Raw genomic sequence first — 24921 nt, forward strand, 5'->3', positions numbered from 1 at the left:
CAGTACCAGGAATAGTTGAAATATTCTCTTTGGTACAGTTAAAATGCGTAACCGTATGTCATTTTTCATAATTTTAATTTTGGTTTAAACTATTGTGATTGGTTTGATCTAAAATCCAGAATGCTTTTGACGAAACATTCTGAAACCTAAGACTGGAGATGTTGACGCATCTTCAGTCGTTTTCACTTGTGAATTCTTTTGTTTTTTTTGCATAGAAATAAGAGGGGGTTATTGTTTGAAATTTATTTTAATTTGTTTGCCATCGATTTCGTACTTAAATCGGGCGGTATAACTCAATCCGTCAAGGATGTTTTTTAAAGTCTCTCCTTTGTATTTTCCTGAAAGAGTCAGGTTTTGATCATTGAAATTCAGTAGGGTGATTTTCACACCGAACCAGTTTTCAAGCATTTCGACAGCTTCAGGTAGGGGCGTGCTATCAAAAATGATCGTTTGGTCCAGCCAGGCCATTACTACGTCTTCTTCGAAACTGCCTTTTTCCCAGTATTTGCCCATAGTCACAGTCTGAATCTGCTCTCCAGGAGTCAAGTAATCCAAGAACTCAGGAACCTGCTGGGATTTGACTTCTACTTTGCCAGTCAAAAGTGAGATGATGATTTTCCCATTTTGTCCTGCTTGAATATTGAAAGCCGTGCCCATCGCTCTCGTAGAAATATCCTTGGTGTGGACTATAAATGGCTTGATGGTATCATGGGCTACTTCAAAGAACGCTTCTCCATCTAAGAATACTTCCCGAGTATTGCCCACAAAATTCTGTACATAGCGAATACTACTTCCTGCGTTCAGTTTGACCACTGATCCGTCACTGAGTGTGACGGAAGATTTCACGCCCGGCTTAGTAGAATAAGTCAACCACTTTATTTCAGGTTTTTTTTCTATTTCGGGCATGGTAAAATACAAAATGCCAAGTGCAAATGCCAGCAGGATTAGCGCAGCTACCTTAAGTACTTGGAAATTGATTCTATACTTACTTTTTTCAGTTGTATATCTTGAAATTGTAGCCGAGGAATTAATAGGAAAACTTTTAGCTTCTCTTGGTAAATCTTTGAAATCAAGGTTTTTATCTATTTTTTCCCAAAGCGAATCTACCTGTCGCTCGTTTAACATAAATTCTTTCGAAGGCATGTTCAGAACTATCTGCCTGGCAATTCTGATATGCTCTATGCTTTGGGGGTTTCTGACAATATATTCTTCCCATTGAAGATTTCTCTTTGCGGTCGGAGACAGAATCCATTCCCTGAAAGCAGTGTCAAGGACGAAATCTTCTACTGAGAAATTTAATTTATCCATAATGAGTCTATTCACTACATTAAGGAGGCAGGAGTCAAAAGTTATCCTTCAGAATTTTAATTTTTTTTAACTTTTTCAAATCCTTCAAAAAACTACTCAATCGATTGCGAAATCATCAAAGAAAATACGCCTTTAATAGAAATTTACTACAGCGCAAGGAAGGATAAAATAAGAAGGCTCAATGAAATAATTGATTTTTTCAGCGCATTTATAGCTTTCCACGCTAGGGTATAAGTAGAGCGAATGTTGATATCAAGCAGTTTGGAAGTGTCTTCATAGCTAAGTTTTTGAAAATATAGATACTGCAAGACCTCCTTCTGGCGTATAGGTAATTTTTCTAGTGCAAGCTTCATTTTAGAAGAAAGCTCAGAGGCTAGTTGACCTTGAATCAAAACATCTTCTGTCGAATCTACCAGCTCTTCTTGATCGACCATCCAATGGATAGAAGTTCTCCGTGCATTTTTCCCCAACTCCTTATGGATTCTATTAGAAAGGGATTTGAATAAATACTGCTTGATATTAGCCTCAGTGCAGAGCTTGGATCGATAGTTCCACAAGTCTATAAAAATGTCTTGAATTGAATCCTTGACCAAGGTTTCATCTGCATGAAGGCTCATGCCAAAATTGAACAAGTCCTGTATGAAATTTCTATATATCGCCTCCAAAGCTGACTTGTCCCCTGATCGCAAATCAGACCATAACGTATCCAGAGATGGACTTTCTAGGGCGTATGTCTTAAAAAAAGTCAAGATAATCTTGGGTTATTTTTATTTTGGCTAAGTAAAGAAATTTTTTAGCGCTATAAAAATTAATTATGATTAAGCGAAGGTAAAATTGTTTTGAAGAAACCCATTTTCATTTCAGTAAAAATCGGCCATCGACAGATACATTCTTAAAAAAATGTAGTATATAAAGTCTGAGAGTTATTTTGTTTTTAAAATGATGTTCTTTAATCAGGGTAAATTTTTATATAAAAGTTTACTAAGCTTATTCCTAAATTTTATCCAATCCCACTCTCGATTCTTCACCAGATTTTTTGAATGATGAAGGAGTCATACCTGTTTCTTTTTTGAACTGGGATGAGAGGTAAGCCACGCTGCTGTAGCCGAGTTGATCAGCTATTTCTGATAGACTCATTTCGTTGTAAATCATCAATTCCTTCACTCGTTCTATTTTTACTTTGGTGATGAATTTCTCAATGGTGATTCCTTCTACCTGTGAAAAAAGCTTACTCAGATAAGTGTATTCATGGTTAAGTTTATCGGAGATAAAGCTTGAATAATTCTCAGATCTATTGCCATCAGAATGCTGGATGCGTTCGATTAAAATACTTTTGATCTGAGATATCAAGGACGATTTTCCATCTTCTAACAATTCAAAACCACGAGCTTTCAAGGCAGCCGATAATTCTTTAGTTTGAATGGTGTTTAGCGGAGAATCAAGCGTTATTTTACCCAAATCAACTGAGGAATAGGAGAGTTGGAGCTGATCTAAGGTCTCAGTAACTGAGGCAATGCATCTTGGGCAAACCATGTTTTTGACGTAAATCAGGGGCATAATTCAAAGGATTAATATTCTATCAAATGTATTTGATCCTGCTTTAGTTCTCGGCCTTACCCAGTAAAAAATGCAAAAAGCATCCTAGGAAATCTCAGAGGATGCTTTTTGGATTAGAGAATAATCAACTGATTTTTGCTAGAAAAACCCTGGAAACGACCAGTAAGGCCAACGCCACCAAAGGCATGATCATAGCCGAAACGGGATCCCCATTTGCAGCGTGAGCAATGAATGCTGAGATAAATGTGATACCAAAACCTGCGTAAGCCCATTCCTTTACCAGCTTAGGGAAGGCTGGAATTAGGAGTACGATAACTCCAAGTATTTTCGCGATTCCAAGTTCAATCCGGAAGAAATCCTTGAATCCCATAGCAGTAAAACCTGCGGAAACATTCGGGTCTGCGAAATAAGCATAAGCACTGAAAAGCATCATGAGTGAGATTAGGCCTGTAGCAGTCCAATAGATAATTTTATTAGTCATAGTGTTATTATTTGTCACAAACTTATCGTAATTAGCTATACATTTGTAAGTACTATACTCGCGTATAGTACTATACTTTGGTATAGTTCAATGTATCTCTTGTTATATTTGCCATATGGAAAAGCCAGATAAATCAAACCACAGCCAATGCACCGGGATAATTCGTCCTGTTCAGGATGCACTGGATGTTTTAAATGGAAAGTGGAAGCTGCCTATAATTGTGGCTTTGCTCCATGGATATAAGCGGTTTTCGGAAATTTCCAGACAAGTTCCTGGGATTACAGACCGCATGCTTTCGAAGGAGCTACGGGATTTGGAATTAAATCAATTGGTGAAGCGGAAAGTCTATGATACATTTCCAGTGACTGTAGAATACACCATGACTCCCTACGGTGAGACGCTTAAAGACGTAATCTCTGCGCTTCATATATGGGGAGAAAAACATCGGCAAAAAATCTTTGGCGCAGATCTAGTTAATGAACCAGTAGATAAGAGTAACCTTGGGTAAACAGTAAATGGTCTTTTTTATTCAGAAGATTTTTTCTGCCTAATTTAATTCTTGAAAATATTTGGTTCTCTATTTGCAGAACTAACTGAACTTTGTTTACCTTTGTCCCGTTACTAGCACATAACCCAAATACAACAATTATGGTATTGACTGAAAAACACAAGGAACTGATTGAGCGAATCGGAGTTTTCCATGAGCACAAAGGCATGCAGCCTTTGGTGGGAAGAATCATAGGTTTGCTTCTTGTCCATGAAGATGGGGAAGTTTCTTTTGATGAGATCGTGGAACAACTTGGAGTCAGCAAGAGTGCCGTTAGTAACGCACTGACATTCCTACAGGCAAAAGATAGATGTGTGTATTCCACGCGTCCAGGTGACAGAAAAAGATATTTTGCGCTGAAATTGAGTGATTGGAGAGCCGACTTTGCCAAGGAATTGGAAAATATCGCTGAGATCCAAAAGTTTATTGACGAAGTATTGGAAGTGAGAACCGAGAAGAATCAGGAGTTCAATTGTAAAATGAAAGACTTCTCTGATTTCTTGGGTTTCTTCAAAAAGGAAATTCCTGCGCTTTTCGAAAGGTTTAAAAGGCAACAAGCCTAAAAAAATTTCAACAGTAAGTTCATTAAAAACAGAACCAACTATATATTTTATAACAAACTATTAATCAACGACATGTTAAAGAAGTATTTAACGTATGCATTTTTCTTTATAGCTCCAGCGCTGGCTGCGGGGCAAGAAACTGTGCAGGAGTTCGAAATTCCGGATACACTCACCTTGAAAGAGAGTATTCAGATCGGTTTGGAAAACAACCGAACGCTGAAAAAGGCCATCCTGGATGAGGAAAAGGCGAAATATCAGCGCAACGAGATCAGAGGAGCAGGGCTGCCCCAGTTCTCAGCTTATGGGCAATACAACAATTTTCTGGATGTATTTCCTCAGGCAGTACCAGGTGGGATTTTTGGGGGAGACCCAAATGAGATTCAGGTAATCTCTCTAGGTGTGCCACAGTCATTGAAAGCTGGTTTTGAATTGAACCAGTTGATTTTCAGCAATTCATATTTGATTGGTCTGAAAGCCGCAAAAACCGGAGAAGAGTTTTACAGGATTTTGGCAGAACAATCAGAAGAAGATGTGATTCACGAGATATCCATGAATTTCTTGGGAGTGATTCAATTGGAACTTCAGAAAGAGAATTTGCTGGCGAATATAGATCAGCTGGAGAGTTTGGAGAAAATCCTACAGTCTCAATATGATAATGATCTGGCTAGGAAAGTCGATCTCAATCGGGTGAAAGTTAACCTGACCTCCATCCAAAGTGAATTGGAAAACCTGGAGATCGGTATTTATCAGCGGGAAGGTTATTTGAAATTATTAATGGGAATTCCAGTCGATACGGAAATCAATTTGGATCAGAGCGTAGCTGACATGGATCAGAAAGTGAAGGATTTCCAAGTTCAGGATTTCAATATTTTCGACAGAAAAGACATCCAGGTTTTAGGTGTGCAGGAGAAACTTTATGAATATGAATACAAGAATATCAAGGCTGCGCACCAGCCTCAATTAGTTGGTTTCGCAGACTGGAATAAGAATGCATTCTCTCAGGAATTTGACTTCATGAGTCAGGGTAAGGTCTGGTACCAAGGATTTCTAATTGGTTTGAAACTTCAGATTCCGATTTTCGACGGCATGCAGACCAAATACAAGGCTGCGCAGTCCAAAGTAAGTGCCCAGCAATTGAATCTGGATCGACTTCAAGCTGAAGATGCTGCGGAATTGGAATACAAGAATGCTCTCAATAAATACTACAATTCTTTAAATACCCTTGCTTCATTAGACAGCAATCTGGATTTGGCAAACGATGTCTTTCAGGAAACCACTTTGCTTTATAAAGAAGGGCTAAGTCCATTGACAGACTTGCTCGATTCGGAGACTACTCAGCGAGAGGCACAAGCCAACTATAATAATCAAATCATTCAGGTTCGGATCGCTCAATTGGAGATTCTGAATTCTTCTGGAAAAATCAAAAATCTTTTACTGTAATAGAAAACTCATACCAACGACAAAACGATGAAAAAATTAATAATCATAGCGCTTCTTCTAGTCGGTGTAGGAGCAGTTGCTTTCACGCTTTACAACAATAAGCAAGAAATGAACGAAGCGGCCACGCTTGCCATGAAGTCCAGCGAGTATATCTCTGTGACGGTGGAGAAAGTGGAAGAGAAAAGCGTAAACAGAAATTTCGAAGCAAATGGGATTTTTGAACCGTCTCAGGAATTGAAATTGATGTCTGAGACTTCTGGAGCGATTGTAAAAATCCACAGAAGAAAAGGCGATTACGTGCGCAAAGGCGATTTGATCGTGCAGATCGATGATCGTCTGATCAGCGCTGAATATACGATTGCAAAACTGAATAGAGATCAGGCTGAAAAGGATCTGAAGCGTTTTGAAAATCTTGCTTCCACCGATGCAATCACGAAGAAGCAATTGGAAGAAAATGAGAAGGCTTTCAAAATCGCGGATGCTCAATTATCAGCGTTGAAAAAGAGACTGGATGACACGCAGGTCACTGCTCCGATAGCTGGATTTATCAACGAAGACTACTACGAAATGGGAACATTGGTGAGCCCAGGAATGCCTTTGGCAGATATCATCAATAAAAATCCTTTGAAACTTTCCGTGAATGTAACTGAAAGCGAGATCTCCAAAGTAACTAAAGGCGATGAAATCGCAGTGCGAGTAAATGCGATGTCAAATCAGGACTTTACCGGGAAAGTGAATTTCATCTCTGATAAAGCGGATGCTTCTTTCAAATACGAAGTGGAATTGATCATGAACAGTAAAAATCAAGATCAAATCAAGCCAGGTATGTTCGGAACTGCTCAGTTCAAATTTTCTCAGGAAGAGAAGGTGCTGAAAATTGACAGAAAGTCTATCGCAGGAAGCTTGAAAGATCCGGGAGTTTACCTTATCAAAGATGGCGTGGCTGCTTATCAGCCAGTGAAAATCCATCCTTTGGATGACGGAACAGTAGAGATCCTTGACGGATTGAAATCCGGTGACGAAGTGATCGCTTCTGGTCTGATCAATGTGAAAGAAGGAACAAAAGTCAAAGTTCAGTAAACTATGCAAATCACTAAAATATCCATACAACGGTCGACCATGGTGGTCGTGCTGTTTACCGTACTGACATTGCTGGGACTTTTTTCCTACTCTCAGTTGTCCTACGAGCTTTTACCTAAAATGGAAACCAATGTGGTAACCATTTCTACGGTCTATCCTGGTGCAGCTCCATCGGAAGTGGAAACTTCCGTAACTAAGAAGATCGAGGATGCGGTAGCGTCTCTGGAAGGTATCAAGTCCATGAATTCCATTTCTCAGGAAAGCATATCGATCATCACGATTGAACTTGAAGCAGGAGAGGATGTAGATTATTCTATGCAGGATGCGCAGCGTAAGATCAATGCGATTTTGGGTGATCTTCCTGATGATGCTGACCCTCCTAGTTTGGGGAAGTTTGATTTGGATGATTTGCCTATCATGCAATTGGCAGTTTATTCAGATTTGAAGCCTTCCGAGTTTTATGATTTGATCAAAAACAAGATTCAGCCTTCATTGGCCCAGATCAAAGGTGTTGCACAAGTGAATATGCTTGGAGGTACTGAACGTGAGATCAAAGTAAACTTGGATAGGAATAAGCTGGATGGATACGGTATTTCTCCGATTTCTGTAGCTCAGACTATCAATGCCAGTAATCTTGATTTTCCTACGGGTCGATTGAAAGATAAGGAAGGACAGGTTTTGATTCGTCTTGCGGGTAAATTCCAGAACATTCAGGACATAGAAAATCTAGTAATTGCCTATCGCTTAGATGAATCTCCGATTCAGTTGAAAGAAGTAGCTGAAGTGGAAGATTCTTACAAAGATGAGGACATTCTTACTAGACTTAACGGTAAATCAGCAATTGGTCTTACTGTACAAAAGCAATCCGATGCCAATGCAGTGGAAGTTTCTGAAGTGTTGGAGCATGAGCTTCATACACTAGAGCAGACGTATAATGCGGAAGGTGTTTCCTTCCAGATTTCTCAAAACACATCCGAGTTTACCTTGGAAGCGGCAAATCACGTGATTACGGATTTGGTGATTGCGATTGTGCTAGTGGCTTTGATTATGCTATTGTTCTTACATAGTATCCGAAATGCAATCATCGTCATGGTAGCAGTTCCAGCATCCATCGTAGCAACTTTCACAGTAATGTTCTTGGCTGGTTTTACACTGAACTTGATGTCATTGCTTGCACTTTCCCTAGTGGTAGGTATTCTTGTGGATGATGCTATTGTAGTTATAGAAAATATCTACCGTCACTTGGAAATGGGTAAAACTATCGCTCAGGCATCTTATGATGGTATCCGCGAAATTGGTGCAACAGTAGTTTCTATCACCTTGGTGATTATCGTGGTATTCGTGCCATTGGCGATGACTGGTGGTTTGATTGGAGGTATTTTGGCTCAGTTCAGTATTACTGTAGCGACAGCCACTTTGATTTCCTTGCTGGTAGCATTTACGCTGATTCCGCTGCTCACCTCTAGGTTCTCGAAGCTGGAGCATTTGGATAAGAATTCCTTCTTCGGAAAAATCGTCTATGGATTTGAGTCTGGATTGGATTCATTTGTCGACTGGTTAGTTGGAATTTTGAGATGGGGATTTGCACATAAAATCGCCTTGCTCGGAATTACTTTTGTGCTGTTTATATCTTCTTTCTTCCTAGTGATTCAAGGCTTTATCGGCTCCGAATTCGTTTCCGAAGGTGATAGAGGAGAATTCCTACTTAGACTAGAGCTTCCAAAAGATGCAACCTTGGAGCAAACCAACTTCAAGACTCGAGAAGTAGAAGATTACCTGAGGACGTTGCCTGAAGTTACAGAAGTATTTACCACTGTGGGCGTGGCTTCTGGTCAATTTACAGGTTCTCAATCCTCTCCATTTACTTCAGAAATCCTAGTTAAGCTAGTTGACCCTGAACATAGAACTATGACGGGGCCTGATTACGCGAGAACTCTTGAGAATTACCTAGAGGAGAATATTACAGGTGCTGAATATACAGGTGTACCGATTTCTATAATGGGAACTGCGAATGATGCACCGATCCAGGTGATCGTTTCTGGGCCTGACAAAGATTCAATCCGTATTGTTTCCGATAAAATCGAAGGAATTTTAGCAGGATTGAAAGGAACACGTAAGATCGAAAGTTCTCTCGAAGACGGTAACCCAGAAATCCGTGTAGAAGTGGATCGCTATAAAATGAATGAGCTGGGCCTTTCCATGGATATGGTTGGTGGAGCGCTTCAAGTTGCCTTCAACGGTAACGACGATTCTAAATACACTGATGGAGACTATGAATATGACATTCTAGTTAAGTTGAATGAGTTTGATAGAAAATCGATCTCAGATGTTCAAAACCTTACTTTCTTAAATAGAAGTGGTAAACTGATCAAACTAGAGCAGTTTGCGACAGTTAATCAGTCTGAAGGTCCAACCAAATTGGAAAGAAGAGACCGTGTTTCTTCTGCCAAAATCACTTCTCAGGTAGCGGGTGTTCCTTCTGGTACAGTTGGGGCAGAATTGACTGCCGCTATCGATGCGATGGAGCTTCCTCAACAAGTGCAGATCAACTATGACGGTGATATGAAAAACCAGTCTGAAGGCTTTGGTTCATTGGGAATTGCGCTTTTGGCCTCCATTATTTTGATCTACTTGATTATGGTGGCTTTGTATGATTCTTATGTCTATCCTTTGGTGGTGATGTTCTCACTTCCAATGGCTTTGATCGGATCCTTACTTGCTTTGGCACTGACGAAAGGAACGCTTAGTATCTTCTCTATCATGGGTCTGATCATGCTAATGGGACTTGTGGCGAAGAACGCAATTCTACTGGTCGATTTCACTAATCAGCTAAAAGCAGAAGGAGTAGAAGTGAAAGTTGCTTTGGAGAAAGCTGTGAAGATTCGTTTCCGTCCGATTCTGATGACTACGATCGCGATGGTGATTGGTATGATGCCGATTGCGTTGGCGACCGGGGCTGGTGCTGAATGGAAAAACAGTTTGGCATGGGTAATCATCGGCGGTTTGCTTTCATCCATGTTCCTGACTTTGGTTGTCGTTCCGGTGATCTATTACCTGTTTGACAGATTTATGGTGAAAATCGGAAAAGGAGAGAAGAAGCAAATCGAACTCGAGGACACCAATGTGGAAGAGTTTGAATCCGAAGCTGCTGCTTACGTCTAAAAATTGAATAAATAACCTTTGCTGCTCGGCAAGATCAGCAAGGGTTTAAACTACATACCCAATGAAGAATTATACTGATTTGCGCAAAATATCAAAGGTCTTCCATCAATATGGAATAGATCTGACAGGAAAGAGAAAATACGCTTCATTCGAAAGCGATTTGAGAATGGACAAGGTATTTGTATCTGGTTTGATCTTCGAACTGGAATACGAATTGAGAAAACAGATCGAGGATGACAAAGTTGATGGTGTGCAAGCACCCGCCCAGATTATTGAATTGTTGATGAGTTGATTTTGTAGGGGTGAAACATCTTTCGCCCGTACTTTCGAAAAAGAGTCCGGCGAGTGTGGGACTCTTTTTTTAATATAGCATATGACTTGTTAGATTTGGAAAGTCTACTTCTTAATTTAAAGTTGGGTTTTAACTACTGAGAAGCAACTATTGTATAGTTAATAATAGTTATTAACATAAGTATAATTTTCGTATTCCACTAAATATTCATTGTTTAGCAAAAATGATTTAAGGTATTCCTGATATGTTAAGGATGATTTTGTTTGATTCAGATTAAATAATTTTAGTGCATCTATGTTTTTCAAGATAGTTAGTTCGTTTACAATCTCATCAGGAAATTCTAAATTGAATTTCAAATCGTTTTCTGATAACAAATTCCAAAAGATCTGCGTATTGCTTGAATTATATAACCAATTAACCATTTTAAAGCGAGCTTGAGGTAATGGAGTATATTCAAAATTTTCTCTAGTAGAATCAATTATTTCAAAAGTTTCTGGGTTTGGTAGATCTACTTGCTTTGGGATTTTACTTATTGATCTATATCCAAGAAGCTCATTGCTTTTATTGTCAAGTACAGAAATACTTGTATAATTATAAGGGTATCTGTCAAGATAGCCAAGAGTTATAGTTGGGAGTGTTGGGTACGTTGATGTTATATTAGAAGTATAATATCCACCTCTATATCCTTCCTCCTTTTTATTCAGACCTATAACAAAAGCGGAAAAATTATTCAAGTTTTCAGTGGGTACTATATTTAATCGGTCAAATTCTTTAAGTTCCCCAAAATTAAATATGTGCATATTAGTAGTTCTAATATCAGGGATTATTTGGTATTTAGGTAACCCATTTTCATCCCTAGCCACAATCATATATTCATTATTTTCTTTAATCGATTGAAAGCTAATTTGATTATTTATAGGCAATATCTGAGAGCGTATTACGAACGGTGTGTATTCACTTGTTATATGAATTTGACGCAAGTTAGAACCATGATCTATTTTTAAAGTTGTTTGATTATTATTATAAGTCATTGCGTTTGTATTCGCTGTCCATCCTCTGGATAGATATAATTTTTGATCAACTGGAATGTCTCGATAAGTTGCGAAACTATGAAAATTTGAATCTTCATCTCCCTCCTTCAAATATAGTGTGAGTTGGTAGGATTCATTTAATTCTATTTCCCATGAATATTCTTCTCCATTTTTTATTTCAGAGTAACCTAACCATTTGCCATCTGAATTATGTAGAAATACAAAGCCTGTTGTTATAAGATAGTCAGGGTCAATTTCAACTTCTAAGAGAAGCGGTCCTTCAATAGGCTTTGTTATTGGTTTGTCAGGAGTTGGTGGAGTGGGTGGCTCTGAAATTTCTTGACAGGCAGCAATTGACCACATGATGATTACGAAGAGTATTGTTCTTTTCATTAACTGATTTTTCACCAAAACTAAATCATTATGCTTTCTTAAACTAATGATTTGTCGAATTGAAATAGATTTTTACAATTATTTAAAAAGTCATTTAATCAAAGGTTCAATTTCCGAGAAAAACATCTTTTGTAATCCTTGATCGAAAACCTAATAGTCTGATTTTTTGACCGCAGAGAACCCTAAGGTTTCCGAGAGATAGCAAGTTGGATTTAGCTTTTGCTGTCCTAGAAACAAGGTAGTATCTTACTTATACTCTTTTTTTTCAATGCTGTTTTGGTGGAAAATCTTAGCCAATAACATTGGCTACATTTTCACAAAAAAAATGGCTGTACGAACGAACAGCCATTTTGATTTTTATGCTATAAAGTGAAATTCTACTCTTCGAGCAGCGTAGTATTAAACAACTTCAGAATACGCTTGTATTCATCTGTCCAAGAACTAGGTTCCACGAATCCGTGATCTTCTACAGGATAGATTGCCATTTCCCAGTTGTCTTTTCCAAGCTCAATAAAACGCTGTGAAAGTCTGACCACATCTTGGAAGTGCACATTGGCATCTACCATTCCGTGAGCCATCAGTAAGTTTCCTTCTAAACCTTCAGCAAAGTAGATAGGAGAGGAACGACGGTAGGCAATAGGATCTTCTTCTGGAGTATTCAGGATATTTGCTGTGTAGCCGTGATTGTAATGTGCCCAATCAGTAACTGAACGTAGAGCTGCTCCTGACTTGAAGGTTTCTGAAGCATTGAAAAGTGCCATTAAAGTAATGAAACCACCGTAGCTACCTCCATATAAACCAACTCTTTCAGGATCTACACCATGGTTTGCAATTAGGTATTTCACGCCATCCACTTGATCTGAAAGGTCTTTTCCTCCCATGTGGCGATAAATACCAGTTCTCCAATCACGACCATAGCCTGCAGATCCACGGTAATCAATATCCAAAACAGTATAACCCAAATCAGTCAATAAATTATGGAACATGTATTCTCTAAAGTAGCTACTCCACCATTTGTGGACATTTTGTAAGTAGCCTGCACCATGGACAAATACTACTGCAGCTCCGTTCTTTTTGGATGGATCTGGAGTGTAAAGTCTAGCTGGAACCTGAGCTCCGTCTTCTGCAGTAAATCGTACGATTTGCGGCTCTCTCCAATTATAAGCTTGGAATTCCTCGCTTTGACCCGAGGTCAATTGCTCTGCTTTTGAGCCAGCTTTATTGTCTTGGATATATAGTTCAGCCGGTTTGTTACTGTACGAATAGATGATGGCAAGTTTCTTCTCGTCCGGTGAAAGTGCCACATCGTTATTCCCTGTCAAAGAAGTTAGCTTATCCATTTTACCACCCATTACAGGCATCTTGTAGAAATGGCGCTCGCCTGGATCCACTTCAGATGTGGTGAGGTACCAGGATTTTTTGTCCTTTGATAAGAAAGGGTCAAAAACCTCATAGGTTCCTGATGTCAATGCTTTCTTCTCTCCATTAGTCACATCCAGCAGATATAGATGAGAATATCCAGTTTCTTCAGATTGAAAATAGATGTGCTTATTATCAGGCAACCATCCCATAGTGCCTCCGGAGAAAGAATATCCGACACCTGGCCCAGCGATCCATGCTTCATCTCTTTGCCTATCTAAGGTGCTTAATGCTCCAGTTTCTAAGTCAATAGAAGCAATCCATCGATCTTTATTGTCATTTGATCTAATATTGATAATTGCTTTTTTGCCATCAGGAGAAAAATATGGGCTGGAAAAAGCCACATCTCTTTCTTTTTCATCCCATGTTTTATCAGGGTAATCAGATACATAATCCGGTAAATCCTTAATGCCTGGAAGTTCGGATGCGCTGATGAAATAAACTGTATCTCGCGTTAGGTCATAGATTCCGACTTCAGTTTTGGTAGGAGTAGTTCCTACTTTTGCGCGTGCATTGAGATCAACTGTGTATCCGGAGGCATCCACATAGTCCGGAACTTTGGTGTTTTTATTACTTGAAGAAGTGTATAGCGTAAAAGTCGCAAAGTTGCCATCAGGTGATAGTTGAAGATTTGCAGGGCTTTTACCATCAGTGTAATAGGTAAATTCCTCTTCCTCAGAATCCCTGTAAGCATCTCTATAATCGCTACGCATCTTAGCTTTTTCTTTGCGCTCGTTTACAACTCCAAGTAGTTCTAAATTTTCTGATTCCAACCATTCCACTTTTTCATCTTCGCTCTTAGACCTGTCCTTTGGCTTAGATTCAGTGGATATATTAGTGACTTTTCTTAAAGTTTTGGTGGATCTATTGAAAATGAAAATATTGCTTTTGGATGAAAGGGAGATTTCCATTTCATTAGCCATAAAGGTCGGGTTAGTAAAGTTTTCAGGGAATTCAAGCAAAAGACTTGTGCTTTTGGATGACATATCCTCCAACATTAGTTTTTTTCCGTCCTGAAAAATACGAAGCGATTTATCTGTATTAAAGTCTTCACCATCACGTTCATTTGCCTTCATTTCATCCCAGGTCACTTTTGAAATAGAAGCTTTATTAGCCAAACCTATTTTATACAATGAATCAGCGGGATCATTAGCAAGATTATAACGAAAGTAAATTGTTTGAGAATCATCGCTCCAAGAAGCCGAAGAGGGAAAAGTCCCCATCCACATGGGGTCACGCATGATGTATTCTACACTTAAATTTGATTGTGCCTGAGCTTGCAAAAAGGCAATGCAAAGCAAAGGCAGAAACAGTAGTTTTCGCTGCATATTCGTAAGGGTTTGTTTATTCTGAAATTAATTTAGTTCCTCAAGAAACTGATTGAGTTCCGCTTCTATTGCGATTAGTTGGGTCTGAAGATTATCGTTTAGCTCACGATACTTATCTGGATTGTTCTCGATTTCTTCCAATAATTTACGAGTCTTCTGAGCTCCAATGTAGCTCATGCTAGGTTTTGCCTTGTGACAGCGTTTTTTGACTGTAGGGAACTCATTTTGATTGTAATAGATATCCAATTCTTTTAAGTCATGAATGTTTGTGTCCAATATTATTTGAACCATCTCTCGAATCATCTCTGGCTCGTCATCGCCAAAGTACTGGTAAATGGATTGTTCACTTATGTATTGATACATGTTGGGCAGAAAAAAGGTGTAGAATGTAAAAAGTGCGTTTGGTACCGTCTTCATAAAATTAAACACAATTTTGAAAAAGTATAATTTTATAGCCTTCTGATTCAATATTTCATGAACAATGGTCATAGAATTCCTATGATTGGTTAATTTTGGGCTTCAATTATTTGAAAATTAAATGCAAATGCAGAGGAATAAGAAAATCTTTTTGATCCTATTTGTGATTTTCATGTTAATCATGTGTTGGATCGGATATGATATTTCCCAGAGAACTACATTCCCAGGATCAAAAGGTAATTTGGAACAACGAATCGGAGATGATCTGGAAAAGGACTCAAAGTAGGCTTTCCACCAATCTCTATTTGCAAAAGAACACACTTACTCAGCAAACCTGCTGAGCAAAAACCAACTCAATGGATAACTTAATGACCCGACAGCTTGACCTTATATTACGTGAGGGAGAGGTTGATTTTGTGCGGGATTTTGAACTGGAAATAGAACCAAAATATTTGGATCAAAAAGGCAAAAGTTGGCTAGCAGAAATCTATGAAGATTTGGGTGGACTTGGAAAAATCCCCTTACTTGAAAAGTTGAAGTTTGATTTCAAAATAGGACGTAATTTATTCATGTATGATGAAGAATTTCATTTTAATAGATATCGACTAATCTCCTTTAGATCAGATCTTTATTCAGAATTGAATTTCCCTTTTCTAGAAACTCAAAAAAGGCTTTGCCGAACTTACGAGAAGGAATGCTTGAAGGTAGGGTTGCAGCAAAGAATCTGGAACGGCGCCCCAATAGCTAAGCATTGTTTTGGTGAAGCATCTGAGCCAGGAGACTTTTCGGGTAACGGAGCGGTTGGTTGGAAACTCACCGCTTACAACGATGCTCAATTTGACTTACAAACGAGAATTCACGGCTATAAACTTTTTCGCATTACCCCATATGAGACGTTGATGACAGGAGGTTCTCTGAAGCGATTGGATCAATTACTTATCAATCCCAAAGAGGAGCAAAGAGCCATGTTGCTGAATTGGTTTAACCGGAAATACCAAGGGTGAAAGTACTCCAGAACAGCGACATAGAGGTCTTTATGTTCTTTGTTAATGTTTAGGCGAAAAAGTTTTTACCACAAAAGTCATAAAGGCAATAAGGAAAATCTTATTCAACTGGAATCTTACTATTTCAGAGCTATGAAAATCTATGTTTCTATGTGGTTAACCCTTTTTACTGCTTAGAAACATAGAAAGCCTAGCTTCCAAAGCTTTATGCTTTTTTTTGTGGGGAAAAACTCCATTAAAGATTAAGAGAACAGTCCGAAAATCTCTCGTTCCACTTTTTCCACCACATATGAGAAGTCAGCCGGATTTTCCACAAAATCAAGGTTGTTGACATCAATTATCAACAGTTTCCCTTCGGTATAGGCAGCAATCCACTCTTCGTAATGTGTATTTAGGTTCTTCAGGTAATCGATCCGCATTGTTGTCTCATAGCTTCTTCCTCTTTTCTCGATTTGCCCCACTAGCTTTGGAATGTCTGCTTTTAGATAGATCAAGAGGTCGGGAGCTTTCACATGGGAGATCATGCTGTCAAACAAACTAAGGTAGTTAGCATAATCCCGCTCAGTCATCAGCTTACTTTTGTGAAGATTGGCTGCAAAAATGTACGCATCTTCGTAGATGGTTCTGTCTTGAATAGTTGGGATTTTACTTTCCTGAATCTGTCGGATTTGGTTAAACCGGGAATTGAGAAAATAAACCTGAAGATGAAAAGCCCACCGTTGCATATCCTCATAAAAATCAGGAAGATATGGGTTGTTATCTACAGCTTCAAATTCAGCATTCCAGCCATAGTGTTTGGCTAGTTTTTCGGTTAGTGTAGTCTTTCCACTACCTATATTTCCAGATACTGCGATATGCATGAGTTCTTATTTCGTAAAGCGTGGAGACACAATAGAATCCTTGCTTCCAGCTGTGTATTTGTAAAAACCTTCACCTGATTTTACGCCTTTGTAACCTGCTTGAACCATATTAACCAATAAAGGACATGGAGCATATTTTGGATTGCCAAAACCGTCATGAAGCACTCTCAGGATAGAAAGGCACACATCCAACCCTATGAAATCTGCCAGCTGAAGAGGACCCATTGGGTGTGCCATTCCCAGTTTCATTACCGTATCAATTTCAGTTACACCTGCTACGCCTTCAAACAATGAATAAATCGCCTCGTTGATCATCGGCATCAAAATTCTATTGGCTACAAAACCTGGGTAATCGTTCACTTCCACAGGATCTTTTGAAAGATTGCTGGACAACATCATAATCTTCGCGGTGACTTCATCTGAAGTTGCGTATCCACGAATGACTTCTACCAGTTTCATCACAGGAACAGGATTCATGAAATGCATGCCGATAACTTGCTTTGGTCTTTTTGTAGCGGCCGCGATCTTTGTGATGGAAATAGACGAGGTATTGCTCGCCAATATTGCGCTATCAGGACTGTATTGGTCTATTTGTCTAAACAAGTCCAATTTAATTTCCATGTTTTCAGTAGCTGCTTCAACTACCAAATCGGCAGATTTCACACCAGTTTCGAGATCTGTGAATGTTTTGATTTTACCTAAAGCTGCAATTTTATCATCTTCAGAAATCAATTCTTTCCCTACTTGTCTATCTAGGTTTTTGGTAATGGTAGCCAATGCTTTATCTAAGAATTCCTGTTTGATATCGATCAGACTTACTTCATAGCCATGCTGCGCAAATACATGAGCAATGCCATTTCCCATTGTGCCTGAGCCAATAACTGAGATGTTTTTCATAAAAGGGTGATTAAAAATTAAAGTTAGATTTTGGGTTTTAATTCAACGGATTTTATCTATTGAAGAGTTCAAAGCTACTTCCGACTACTAGCAAATCCAATTTTTTAACTTTGGATCTCCGACTTTGTTTGTCACAAAAGTTCAGTTTCAAACTGCGATTAATACCTACCTTTGCCACATGAAAGAACTTGGTCTAATTTCAAAATTACCCATCAATAGATTTACAGATTTCGGAGCTTACTTAGCACTAAGCTCTGGAGAAGAACTCTTACTACCTAAAGGATACCTCACTGGTGAGGAAAAAGAAGGAGACGAACTTGAAGTGTTTGTTTACACAGACAGTGAAGATCGCCCGGTAGCAGTCACTCAAAAACCTCTGGCTTTACTCGATGAGTTTGCCGTTTTGGAAGCCAAAGAAGTTACTTCTTTTGGAGCCTTTGTAGATTGGGGATTGCCAAAGGATCTTTTTGTTCCTAAGTCAGAGATGGGTAAGAATATGGAGGTTGGGCAGAAATATCTGGTTAAAATATGTGTGGATTTTAAGACTAACCGATTAATCGGAGTTAATAAATACAGAGATTTCCTGCGTTTGGCTCCATTTGATTGGGAAGAAGGGAAAGAGCTTGACGGGGTGATTTTTGAGGAAACCGATCTTGGATTCAAAGTTTTGATAGACAATGAATACGAAGGCTTACTTTTTAAAAATGAAGTATTCCAGCCTTTAGAGCTTGGTGAAAAGAGGAAGGTTTATGTCAAGAAGAACCGGGAGGATGGGAAGTTGGATTTGCAATTACTTCCTCCAGGCCGGGTAAAATATGACGAAGGTTCTGAAAAAATACTGGCAATCTTAGAAGCTAAAGGTTTTTTGCCTTTGCACGATAAGTCTGCTCCTGAGGAGATTCAGGAGCAACTGGCAATGAGCAAGAAGCATTTCAAACAATGCATCGGCCAATTGTATAAGGCTAGAATGATCCAAATAGAACCAGATGGGATCAGACTAAATGCATCGAATTAAGCTTTAAGATATCAGTTGGAGTGATGCAGAGAATTGCGCTGTTGCGAAGACTTGCAATTGGGGCTTTGATCAGGTTAGGAGATTTGATCAGGATGTTCAACCAGCTTTCCTCGTCCCAGTTTTTTCCTGCGATGAACCGTTGATAGTCAGGATGTGCTCGGTTTAGGAGGTCCTTGGCTCTTAAGTTTAATTTGATCAAAAGACTGTTCCACTGCGTGGCAGTAAGCCTTTCTTTGGTCAGGTCAATTGAGTTGACAAAATTGGAAATTGACTTTGCGTAAGCCAGTGTTTGCTTATCTACAGGTTGAGCTGGAGAATGGTAGAAGTAGAGTTCTGAAGGGTGCATTTTCATAATTACTCGGGTTTATGTTTACCTTAAGTTACTGAATATCTATAGTTTATAAAAGAATTAATTTTACAAATATTGATTTTTCATCATTTAACTTTTATTAAACTTGAAAATCGATCTTAAAAATTTCAATAAAGAGAGTAAATCAGAATATTCTTCTAATCAAAAATTGAAGGCTAGACTTCGAAAAGTAAAGCCTAAAGTATTGGATGAAAAATTTGAGGAATTGCATAATGAGGCGTTCAAAGAAATTGATTGCTTAGAATGTGCAAATTGTTGCAAAACGACAAGTCCAATTTTTTTGAATACGGATATTGATCGCTTGGCGAAAGTATTTAGAATGAAAAGCAGCGCTTTCATTGACGAATATTTACATCGTGATGATGAAGGAGATTATGTGTTGAATTCTTCACCCTGTACTTTTCTCGGAACAGATAATAAATGTCTAGTCTATGAAGATCGACCGAAAGCATGCCGAGAGTATCCTCATACCGATCGTAAAAAAATGCATGGTATTTTGGAGCTTTCACTTAAAAATACACTCGTTTGTCCGGCAGTTTTCAAAATTTTCCAGCAGATTGGGAAGGATTATAGGAAGTAATACTTTTCTTTTGCTTTTTTGAAACCGTAAACCTATTAATAATACTATGCAAAATCAGGAAGCGCATTTCCTTGGAGTGGACGTGGGGGGAACTCATTTGAAAATTGGCCTTGTTGACCGAGAAGGCAATATTTTAGACTTTGTAAAGGAAGACACCACTTCTTATCGTGACCATCCTGAAGGTTTTGGACCTGCATTTATTGCTGGTTTGGAGAAATATCTAAGCAAATATCCACAGGTGAAAGAGGTGGGAATTGGCCTACCCGGAATGATATCCAAAGATAGAACCACGCCTTTGGAGATTCCCGCAATCCCGAGTTTGAACGGGTTCAATTTGAAAGGTAGCCTGGAAGAGAAATATCCGAAATATGATTTTTTTCTAGAAAATGATGCGGCTGCAGCTGCCATCGGTGAATTCTATTTTGGAAAGGAAGATCCGGCTCAGAACTTCCTCTTCATTACTATGGGGACTGGCATTGGTAGTGCATTAGTTTTGGATGGACAGGTATTTAAAGGATCCAGAGGCAATGCCATGGAGATGGGACATATGCTTTCTAAGGGAGCAGCAAGACTTGAAACACTCGTCGGAAGACAAGGAATATTGAATATCATGGGCAGACTTATCGATGCATACCCAGAAAAAGCTGGAGTATTGGTAGGAGCGGAGCTAGGAACACACTTGCTAGTGGATACTGCCAAAGCAGGTAATCCGGTGTCTTTGATGGTTTTTGAAGAAGTAGCCAGAATCCTTGGAGAAGCGATCGTATCAGCGATCAGAATTCTAGATGTGACTGATGTTTACTTTGGAGGTGGAATTTCAGCTGGATTGGAATTTATGATGCCTACACTTGACCGTACGATCAAACAGTATTTAACCCAATATTATGGTAAGGATTTGGTTTTGAAAAAAGCTACCCTTGAAAACAACGCTGGCACGCTAGGCGCTGCAGCCCTTTGTTTTATGGGTTCAGGGTTGTAATCGTTACTTCAGATACTTTACTAATAGCATTTAAGCGAAAAAGAACTCTTAGGGGTTCTTTTTCTATTTCTACGCCTTCGCAAGCATTACTTGGCTCAAGGAAGTAAAAGAAAAAAGTTTGGCTTTTGTCCACCAATTCCACTCGGTCAGGACGACCAAACGTTTTAATCAATGCCTGATTATCAACGCCTAGAAAAGTGTTCTTTAGACGCTCCAGTTCTTCCAAATCATGTATTCTTAACCCTTTGCATCCATAATGGTCAGCTTTCCAGTTTTCCATATTCATACTTCCGGTATCTCTTTTTGAACTGCAGGAAAAAGCAATGGATAGAGCTACGGTAAGAAAAAGCAAAAGAGATTTATTCATGATTTATAGGGAAATAGAAGGTATTTGAGAGTTTAACTGCTGATTTTTCCAAAGCCAAAAGAAAGAGGCAATAGTAAACGCGCTTAAAACTCCTATTAGAATCGGCAAAGGTAGGAGAGATTGGATTAGGAAAAAGACAACTCCTGCAAATGCTAAAATTCTTAGTAACTCCTGAGGCAGATACCATTTTCTTTTTTCAAAGACACCAGAAAAGCTTACCGTAGTCCAAATGATTAGGATACTGACAAGCACTTTTGGAATCCAGGTGAATGATTCAACCTTGAACAAAAAGAATCCCGTCAGGAGCAATACGAAGATGTATTGGGTAAAAACATACCAGTTTAAGGAAGCTGGAACTACTGTGTCGAACTTTTGGTAATCAGATTCGACTTCCTTTGGAGCTCGGTATCCACCCAGGTAGTCTGGCAACCATCCTGGTTTATTGAAAAGGTACTTCAATCGGTCGGACCAGTTAGGGATCATTTTGAGTTCTTCTTTCATACTGGAATAGTGAGCCAGATTCACCCAAACAGGGTTCCAGCTTCTTACAGGAGTAGTGATGCCGTAAGTAGGTTTTTCCTCCTCTTCCTGAAAAGTGCCAAACCATTTATCGAAAATGATGAAGGTCCCTGCATGATTTTTATCGATGTATTTGGGATTTCTACCATGATGAACGCGATGATGCGATGGGGTATTCATGAATTTCTCCAAAAATCCCATTCTATCTATTGCCTCAGTATGAATCCAGAACTGATAGAGAAGATTGATTCCTGAAGCCAAAACCAACATTACTGGATCAAACCCCAGAAGCGCGAGTGGAAAATAGAAAAAGAATGTCCAAATAGTCTGAGTGCTACTTTGACGAAGCGCGACGGAGAGATTGTATTCCTCGCTGGAATGATGCACTACGTGTCCTCCCCAGAATAAATTGATCTCGTGACTCATTCTGTGTGCCCAATAGTAACAAAAGTCGTAAAGGAAGAAAAGCAGGAAAAATGTCCAAACGTTATTAGGGATTTGAAAGAAGGCTAGGTGCTGGTAGATTAACGTGTAAATCCCGATAGAAAGGATTTTGATAAATACTCCAGTGACTTGGGAGATCACCCCACAATTGATGTTGGTGATGGCATCATTGAGTCTATATCCGGGATGTTTTTGAAATCTGAGCGCAATCATTTCTATTGCCATCAAGATGAAATACATCGGGATTGCGATCACTACTGGACTGAGGTTCATTATTTTGGGTGTTTTTCTGAAGCTACTTGTCAAAGATAATGATAAAAGGAACATTGAGAAGTCGGATTCTGTTTGTTCAAATCCTTTATATTAGCACATTCAATTCCCCTCAATTATGTATTACCGATTCGGAAAAGCCTTTTATTTCCTTACTGTTGCCCTCTTCATTTTCTTCCTGCTTTATTTCTATTCAGCGTTGCCTGAGAACATCAGTTACAATTATGATGAAAATGGATTATCGCCTGAAAGGCTCAGTAAGAGTACATTTTTCTATGGAATGATAGCCATATTTATTATAATGAATGTGATTGTTCTATTGCCCCCAAAATTACTTGAAACCAAAAATCACAAAGGATTGATCCGCATTTTCCCAATTGGTGATAAATTCCGGGATTATTATTTGGCTTGGTTTTATTCCTTCGGTGGAATTCTAAACATGAGTTTAGGAATGCTGGTGTTTTACACGCATGCTATAAATAACCAGGAAGTAATTGCAGCAAGTCAGTTCAATTTCTTTTTCTACCTCATACCCGGGCTTTTCGTGGTTTGGGTGCTAGGTTTATTTGGAATACTAGTGGGGAAATTCAATCAGGTAAAAAACTATTCTTGAGCAGAATAAGCTTTAATTAAACTATGGCTGGAGAAGTAAAATATACAGAAGACAGTATAAAATCCCTGGATTGGAGGGAGCATATCCGACTAAGACCGGGTATGTATATCGGTAAATTAGGAGACGGAAGTGCCCAGGATGATGGGATCTATGTATTGGTAAAAGAAGTATTGGATAATTCCATCGATGAACACATGATGGGATATGGAAGAACGATAGACGTCAAAATCTCTGAACACAAAGTGGAAGTCCGGGATTATGGTCGTGGGATTCCACTGGGAAAAGTGATTGATTGTGTGTCCAAAATAAATACTGGGGGTAAATACGATTCAGGAGCTTTTCAAAAGTCAGTAGGTCTAAATGGAGTCGGTACCAAAGCAGTTAACGCACTTTCTGATTTTTTCAAAGTTCAGGCTTATCGTGATGGTGAAACCAAAGTTGCTGAGTTTGAAAAGGGGATTTTGGTAAATGATCCACCAGTAAATAAATCCTCAGACCGCAATGGAACTAAGGTGGTTTTTTCACCAGACGCAAGCATTTTCAAAAACTATCATTTCATTCCCGAGTACTTAGAAAATCAAATCTGGAATTACGCTTACCTGAATGCTGGTCTCACGATCAATTATAATGGTAAGAAGTACTTTTCTGACAGAGGTCTATTCGACCTTCTTTCCAATAAAATAGACGAAGAAAGCCAGCGATACCCGATCATTCACCTAAAGGGAAATGATATAGAAATGGCACTTACTCACTCCAATCAATATGGGGAAGAGTATTATTCTTTTGTCAACGGGCAGTACACAACGCAGGGAGGAACGCATCTGGCGGCTTTCCGTGAGGCTGTAGTAAAGACAGTTAGGGAATTCTTCAAAAAGGATTACGATGCTTCAGACATTCGTCAAAGTGTTGTTGCTGCTATTTCCATTCGTGTTCAAGAACCAGTTTTCGAATCTCAGACGAAAACAAAACTAGGTTCCCAATCTGTAGGACCAGATGGGCCTACTGTCCGTACGTTTATCAACGATTTCTTAAAAACTGAACTCGATAATTATTTGCATAAAAACCCTGCGGTTGCAGATGCGCTGCTGAAGAGAATTCTTCAATCTGAACGTGAGCGCAAGGAGATTTCCGGAATTAAGAAACTGGCAAATGAGCGAGCCAAAAAAGCCAATCTTCATAATAAAAAGCTGAGAGATTGTCGTGTACACTACGATGATCCAAAAGCTAATGATGATGTGAAAGCGAATACCATGCTTTTCCTTACAGAGGGTGACTCTGCCTCCGGATCTATTACTAAATCACGTGATGTACAGACTCAGGCGGTTTTCTCGCTACGAGGAAAGCCTCTGAACTGCTTTGGTATGACTAAGAAAGTGGTCTATGAGAATGAAGAGTTCAACCTGCTTCAACATGCGCTAAACATTGAAGATGGAATAGAAAACCTTCGCTATAGAAAGATTGTAATTGCAACCGATGCGGATGTCGATGGCATGCACATACGCTTGTTGATCATGACCTACTTCTTACAGTTTTTTCCTGATTTGGTTAAAAATGGACATTTATTCATTTTGGAAACGCCTCTTTTCAGAGTAAGAAACAAGAAGGAAACGATCTACTGCTACACAGATGAGGAGCGTCAGCGGGCAATTCATAAACTTGGAAACAAGCCTGAAATCACTCGATTTAAAGGTTTGGGAGAGATCTCTCCAGAGGAATTTGGTGGGTTTATCGGAGAGGATATTCGCTTGGAACCAATTATTCTGAACAAGGAAACTAAGATAGTTGATTTGCTGACTTTCTATATGGGTAAAAACACGCCTAATAGACAGAACTTTATAATCAAAAACTTGAAGATAGAGAAGGATTTGGCACTGGAGGATCCAAAGAAAGAGGGAGAGACAGAAGAAGATAATGAAGCCGCTTAGTTTTTGCATTAAAAATACAATAATTGCTAAAATTGCACAAAAAGTACAATAATACTAGAA

The 24921-nt window shown here is 39.0% G+C and carries 24 protein-coding genes; 12 read left to right on the forward strand and 12 right to left on the reverse strand.

Annotated features, from left to right (window positions below):
• Positions 1–228: 228 nt before the first annotated feature.
• The 4 genes from BM386_RS03660 to BM386_RS03675 all read right to left on the reverse strand — a co-directional run bounded on the left by BM386_RS03660 (position 229) and on the right by BM386_RS03675 (position 3346).
• A complete protein-coding gene (locus BM386_RS03660; protein ID WP_091691680.1) occupies positions 229–1308 on the reverse strand; it encodes a FecR family protein in 1080 nt (359 codons plus the stop codon).
• 146 nt (positions 1309–1454) lie between these two features.
• Positions 1455–2057, reverse strand: coding sequence for an RNA polymerase sigma factor (locus tag BM386_RS03665; RefSeq protein ID WP_170857026.1), 603 nt, complete (start codon positions 2055–2057; stop codon positions 1455–1457).
• Between the two features lie 244 nt (positions 2058–2301).
• Positions 2302–2865 (reverse strand): helix-turn-helix transcriptional regulator, encoded by a 564-nt coding sequence (locus tag BM386_RS03670; RefSeq protein WP_170857027.1) that lies wholly within the window; start codon positions 2863–2865, stop codon positions 2302–2304.
• A 124-nt stretch (positions 2866–2989) separates the two neighbouring features.
• Positions 2990–3346, reverse strand: a complete 357-nt coding sequence (locus BM386_RS03675; protein WP_091691683.1) for a DoxX family protein — start codon at positions 3344–3346, stop codon at positions 2990–2992.
• Between the two features lie 115 nt (positions 3347–3461).
• On the opposite strand from BM386_RS03675, the gene BM386_RS03680 reads away from it, so the two are divergent.
• The 6 genes from BM386_RS03680 (at position 3462) to BM386_RS03705 (ending at position 10430) form a co-directional block, all read left to right on the forward strand.
• Complete coding sequence (locus BM386_RS03680; protein WP_091691684.1) at positions 3462–3854, forward strand: winged helix-turn-helix transcriptional regulator; 393 nt, start codon at positions 3462–3464, stop codon at positions 3852–3854.
• A 140-nt stretch (positions 3855–3994) separates the two neighbouring features.
• Complete coding sequence (locus BM386_RS03685) at positions 3995–4456, forward strand: GbsR/MarR family transcriptional regulator (protein ID WP_091691685.1); 462 nt, start codon at positions 3995–3997, stop codon at positions 4454–4456.
• 72 nt (positions 4457–4528) lie between these two features.
• Entirely contained in the window at positions 4529–5896 is a 1368-nt protein-coding gene (locus BM386_RS03690; protein ID WP_091691686.1) for a TolC family protein, read from the forward strand.
• A 27-nt stretch (positions 5897–5923) separates the two neighbouring features.
• Positions 5924–6976, forward strand: coding sequence for an efflux RND transporter periplasmic adaptor subunit (locus tag BM386_RS03695; protein WP_091691687.1), 1053 nt, complete (start codon positions 5924–5926; stop codon positions 6974–6976).
• A 3-nt stretch (positions 6977–6979) separates the two neighbouring features.
• Positions 6980–10138, forward strand: coding sequence for an efflux RND transporter permease subunit (locus BM386_RS03700; protein WP_091691688.1), 3159 nt, complete (start codon positions 6980–6982; stop codon positions 10136–10138).
• Positions 10139–10199: 61 nt separating this feature from the next.
• On the forward strand, positions 10200–10430 hold the full coding sequence (locus tag BM386_RS03705) for an acyl carrier protein (RefSeq protein ID WP_091691689.1): 231 nt from the start codon (positions 10200–10202) through the stop codon (positions 10428–10430).
• Positions 10431–10588: 158 nt separating this feature from the next.
• Here the strand turns inward: BM386_RS03705 and BM386_RS03710 are convergent, their stop codons facing one another.
• The 3 genes from BM386_RS03710 to BM386_RS03720 all read right to left on the reverse strand — a co-directional run bounded on the left by BM386_RS03710 (position 10589) and on the right by BM386_RS03720 (position 15018).
• A complete protein-coding gene (locus BM386_RS03710) occupies positions 10589–11854 on the reverse strand; it encodes a hypothetical protein (protein WP_091691690.1) in 1266 nt (421 codons plus the stop codon).
• Between the two features lie 377 nt (positions 11855–12231).
• Positions 12232–14601, reverse strand: coding sequence for a S9 family peptidase (locus tag BM386_RS03715; RefSeq protein ID WP_091691691.1), 2370 nt, complete (start codon positions 14599–14601; stop codon positions 12232–12234).
• A gap of 27 nt (positions 14602–14628) precedes the next feature.
• Entirely contained in the window at positions 14629–15018 is a 390-nt protein-coding gene (locus BM386_RS03720; RefSeq protein WP_244545451.1) for an Hpt domain-containing protein, read from the reverse strand.
• A 356-nt stretch (positions 15019–15374) separates the two neighbouring features.
• On the opposite strand from BM386_RS03720, the gene BM386_RS03725 reads away from it, so the two are divergent.
• Entirely contained in the window at positions 15375–16022 is a 648-nt protein-coding gene (locus BM386_RS03725; protein ID WP_091691692.1) for a DUF7255 family protein, read from the forward strand.
• Positions 16023–16264: 242 nt separating this feature from the next.
• Here BM386_RS03725 and BM386_RS03730 read toward each other — a convergent pair whose 3' ends face one another.
• Positions 16265–16882 carry a deoxynucleoside kinase gene (locus BM386_RS03730; protein ID WP_091691693.1) on the reverse strand — a complete coding sequence of 206 codons (618 nt, stop codon included), beginning with the start codon at positions 16880–16882 and terminating at the stop codon, positions 16265–16267.
• Between the two features lie 6 nt (positions 16883–16888).
• A complete protein-coding gene (locus BM386_RS03735) occupies positions 16889–17779 on the reverse strand; it encodes a 3-hydroxyacyl-CoA dehydrogenase family protein (RefSeq protein WP_091691694.1) in 891 nt (296 codons plus the stop codon).
• 178 nt (positions 17780–17957) lie between these two features.
• On the opposite strand from BM386_RS03735, the gene BM386_RS03740 reads away from it, so the two are divergent.
• Entirely contained in the window at positions 17958–18794 is an 837-nt protein-coding gene (locus tag BM386_RS03740) for a CvfB family protein (RefSeq protein WP_091691695.1), read from the forward strand.
• Here BM386_RS03740 and BM386_RS03745 read toward each other — a convergent pair.
• On the reverse strand, positions 18772–19146 hold the full coding sequence (locus tag BM386_RS03745) for an arsenate reductase family protein (RefSeq protein ID WP_091691696.1): 375 nt from the start codon (positions 19144–19146) through the stop codon (positions 18772–18774). The genes BM386_RS03740 and BM386_RS03745 overlap by 23 nt on opposite strands.
• A gap of 109 nt (positions 19147–19255) precedes the next feature.
• On the opposite strand from BM386_RS03745, the gene BM386_RS03750 reads away from it, so the two are divergent.
• Entirely contained in the window at positions 19256–19744 is a 489-nt protein-coding gene (locus BM386_RS03750) for a YkgJ family cysteine cluster protein (RefSeq protein WP_170857043.1), read from the forward strand.
• Positions 19745–19790: 46 nt separating this feature from the next.
• Positions 19791–20723, forward strand: coding sequence for an ROK family protein (locus BM386_RS03755; RefSeq protein WP_091691698.1), 933 nt, complete (start codon positions 19791–19793; stop codon positions 20721–20723).
• Here BM386_RS03755 and BM386_RS03760 read toward each other — a convergent pair.
• Both BM386_RS03760 and BM386_RS03765 read right to left on the reverse strand, forming a co-directional pair.
• Positions 20704–21090: a hypothetical protein gene (locus BM386_RS03760; RefSeq protein WP_091691699.1), complete on the reverse strand. Its 387-nt coding sequence runs from the start codon at positions 21088–21090 to the stop codon at positions 20704–20706. The genes BM386_RS03755 and BM386_RS03760 overlap by 20 nt on opposite strands.
• Positions 21091–21093: 3 nt before the next feature.
• Complete coding sequence (locus tag BM386_RS03765; protein WP_091691700.1) at positions 21094–22326, reverse strand: sterol desaturase family protein; 1233 nt, start codon at positions 22324–22326, stop codon at positions 21094–21096.
• 115 nt (positions 22327–22441) lie between these two features.
• Between BM386_RS03765 and BM386_RS03770 the strand changes: the two genes are divergently transcribed.
• Both BM386_RS03770 and BM386_RS03775 read left to right on the forward strand, forming a co-directional pair.
• Positions 22442–22936 (forward strand): DNA topoisomerase IV, encoded by a 495-nt coding sequence (locus tag BM386_RS03770; protein WP_091691701.1) that lies wholly within the window; start codon positions 22442–22444, stop codon positions 22934–22936.
• Between the two features lie 23 nt (positions 22937–22959).
• Positions 22960–24861 carry a DNA topoisomerase IV subunit B gene (locus BM386_RS03775; RefSeq protein WP_091691702.1) on the forward strand — a complete coding sequence of 634 codons (1902 nt, stop codon included), beginning with the start codon at positions 22960–22962 and terminating at the stop codon, positions 24859–24861.
• Positions 24862–24921 lie beyond the last annotated feature (60 nt).

It is taken from the genome of Algoriphagus locisalis, assembly GCF_900116615.1.
Taxonomy (GTDB): domain Bacteria; phylum Bacteroidota; class Bacteroidia; order Cytophagales; family Cyclobacteriaceae; genus Algoriphagus; species Algoriphagus locisalis.

What these genes read in the sequence shown, in the direction of transcription:
- BM386_RS03705 (WP_091691689.1), top strand. Translation starts at nt 10,200, where the DNA reads ATGAAGAATTATACTGATTTGCGCAAAATATCAAAGGTCTTCCATCAA.
- BM386_RS03745 (WP_091691696.1), bottom strand. Translation starts at nt 19,146, where the DNA reads ATGAAAATGCACCCTTCAGAACTCTACTTCTACCATTCTCCAGCTCAA.
- BM386_RS03695 (WP_091691687.1), top strand. Translation starts at nt 5,924, where the DNA reads ATGAAAAAATTAATAATCATAGCGCTTCTTCTAGTCGGTGTAGGAGCA.
- BM386_RS03700 (WP_091691688.1), top strand. Translation starts at nt 6,980, where the DNA reads ATGCAAATCACTAAAATATCCATACAACGGTCGACCATGGTGGTCGTG.
- BM386_RS03715 (WP_091691691.1), bottom strand. Translation starts at nt 14,601, where the DNA reads ATGCAGCGAAAACTACTGTTTCTGCCTTTGCTTTGCATTGCCTTTTTG.
- BM386_RS03725 (WP_091691692.1), top strand. Translation starts at nt 15,375, where the DNA reads ATGGATAACTTAATGACCCGACAGCTTGACCTTATATTACGTGAGGGA.
- BM386_RS03730 (WP_091691693.1), bottom strand. Translation starts at nt 16,882, where the DNA reads ATGCATATCGCAGTATCTGGAAATATAGGTAGTGGAAAGACTACACTA.
- BM386_RS03735 (WP_091691694.1), bottom strand. Translation starts at nt 17,779, where the DNA reads ATGAAAAACATCTCAGTTATTGGCTCAGGCACAATGGGAAATGGCATT.
- BM386_RS03755 (WP_091691698.1), top strand. Translation starts at nt 19,791, where the DNA reads ATGCAAAATCAGGAAGCGCATTTCCTTGGAGTGGACGTGGGGGGAACT.
- BM386_RS03760 (WP_091691699.1), bottom strand. Translation starts at nt 21,090, where the DNA reads ATGAATAAATCTCTTTTGCTTTTTCTTACCGTAGCTCTATCCATTGCT.
- BM386_RS03690 (WP_091691686.1), top strand. Translation starts at nt 4,529, where the DNA reads ATGTTAAAGAAGTATTTAACGTATGCATTTTTCTTTATAGCTCCAGCG.
- BM386_RS03710 (WP_091691690.1), bottom strand. Translation starts at nt 11,854, where the DNA reads ATGAAAAGAACAATACTCTTCGTAATCATCATGTGGTCAATTGCTGCC.
- BM386_RS03675 (WP_091691683.1), bottom strand. Translation starts at nt 3,346, where the DNA reads ATGACTAATAAAATTATCTATTGGACTGCTACAGGCCTAATCTCACTC.
- BM386_RS03720 (WP_244545451.1), bottom strand. Translation starts at nt 15,018, where the DNA reads ATGAAGACGGTACCAAACGCACTTTTTACATTCTACACCTTTTTTCTG.
- BM386_RS03680 (WP_091691684.1), top strand. Translation starts at nt 3,462, where the DNA reads ATGGAAAAGCCAGATAAATCAAACCACAGCCAATGCACCGGGATAATT.
- BM386_RS03770 (WP_091691701.1), top strand. Translation starts at nt 22,442, where the DNA reads ATGTATTACCGATTCGGAAAAGCCTTTTATTTCCTTACTGTTGCCCTC.
- BM386_RS03765 (WP_091691700.1), bottom strand. Translation starts at nt 22,326, where the DNA reads ATGAACCTCAGTCCAGTAGTGATCGCAATCCCGATGTATTTCATCTTG.
- BM386_RS03775 (WP_091691702.1), top strand. Translation starts at nt 22,960, where the DNA reads ATGGCTGGAGAAGTAAAATATACAGAAGACAGTATAAAATCCCTGGAT.
- BM386_RS03670 (WP_170857027.1), bottom strand. Translation starts at nt 2,865, where the DNA reads ATGCCCCTGATTTACGTCAAAAACATGGTTTGCCCAAGATGCATTGCC.
- BM386_RS03740 (WP_091691695.1), top strand. Translation starts at nt 17,958, where the DNA reads ATGAAAGAACTTGGTCTAATTTCAAAATTACCCATCAATAGATTTACA.
- BM386_RS03685 (WP_091691685.1), top strand. Translation starts at nt 3,995, where the DNA reads ATGGTATTGACTGAAAAACACAAGGAACTGATTGAGCGAATCGGAGTT.
- BM386_RS03660 (WP_091691680.1), bottom strand. Translation starts at nt 1,308, where the DNA reads ATGGATAAATTAAATTTCTCAGTAGAAGATTTCGTCCTTGACACTGCT.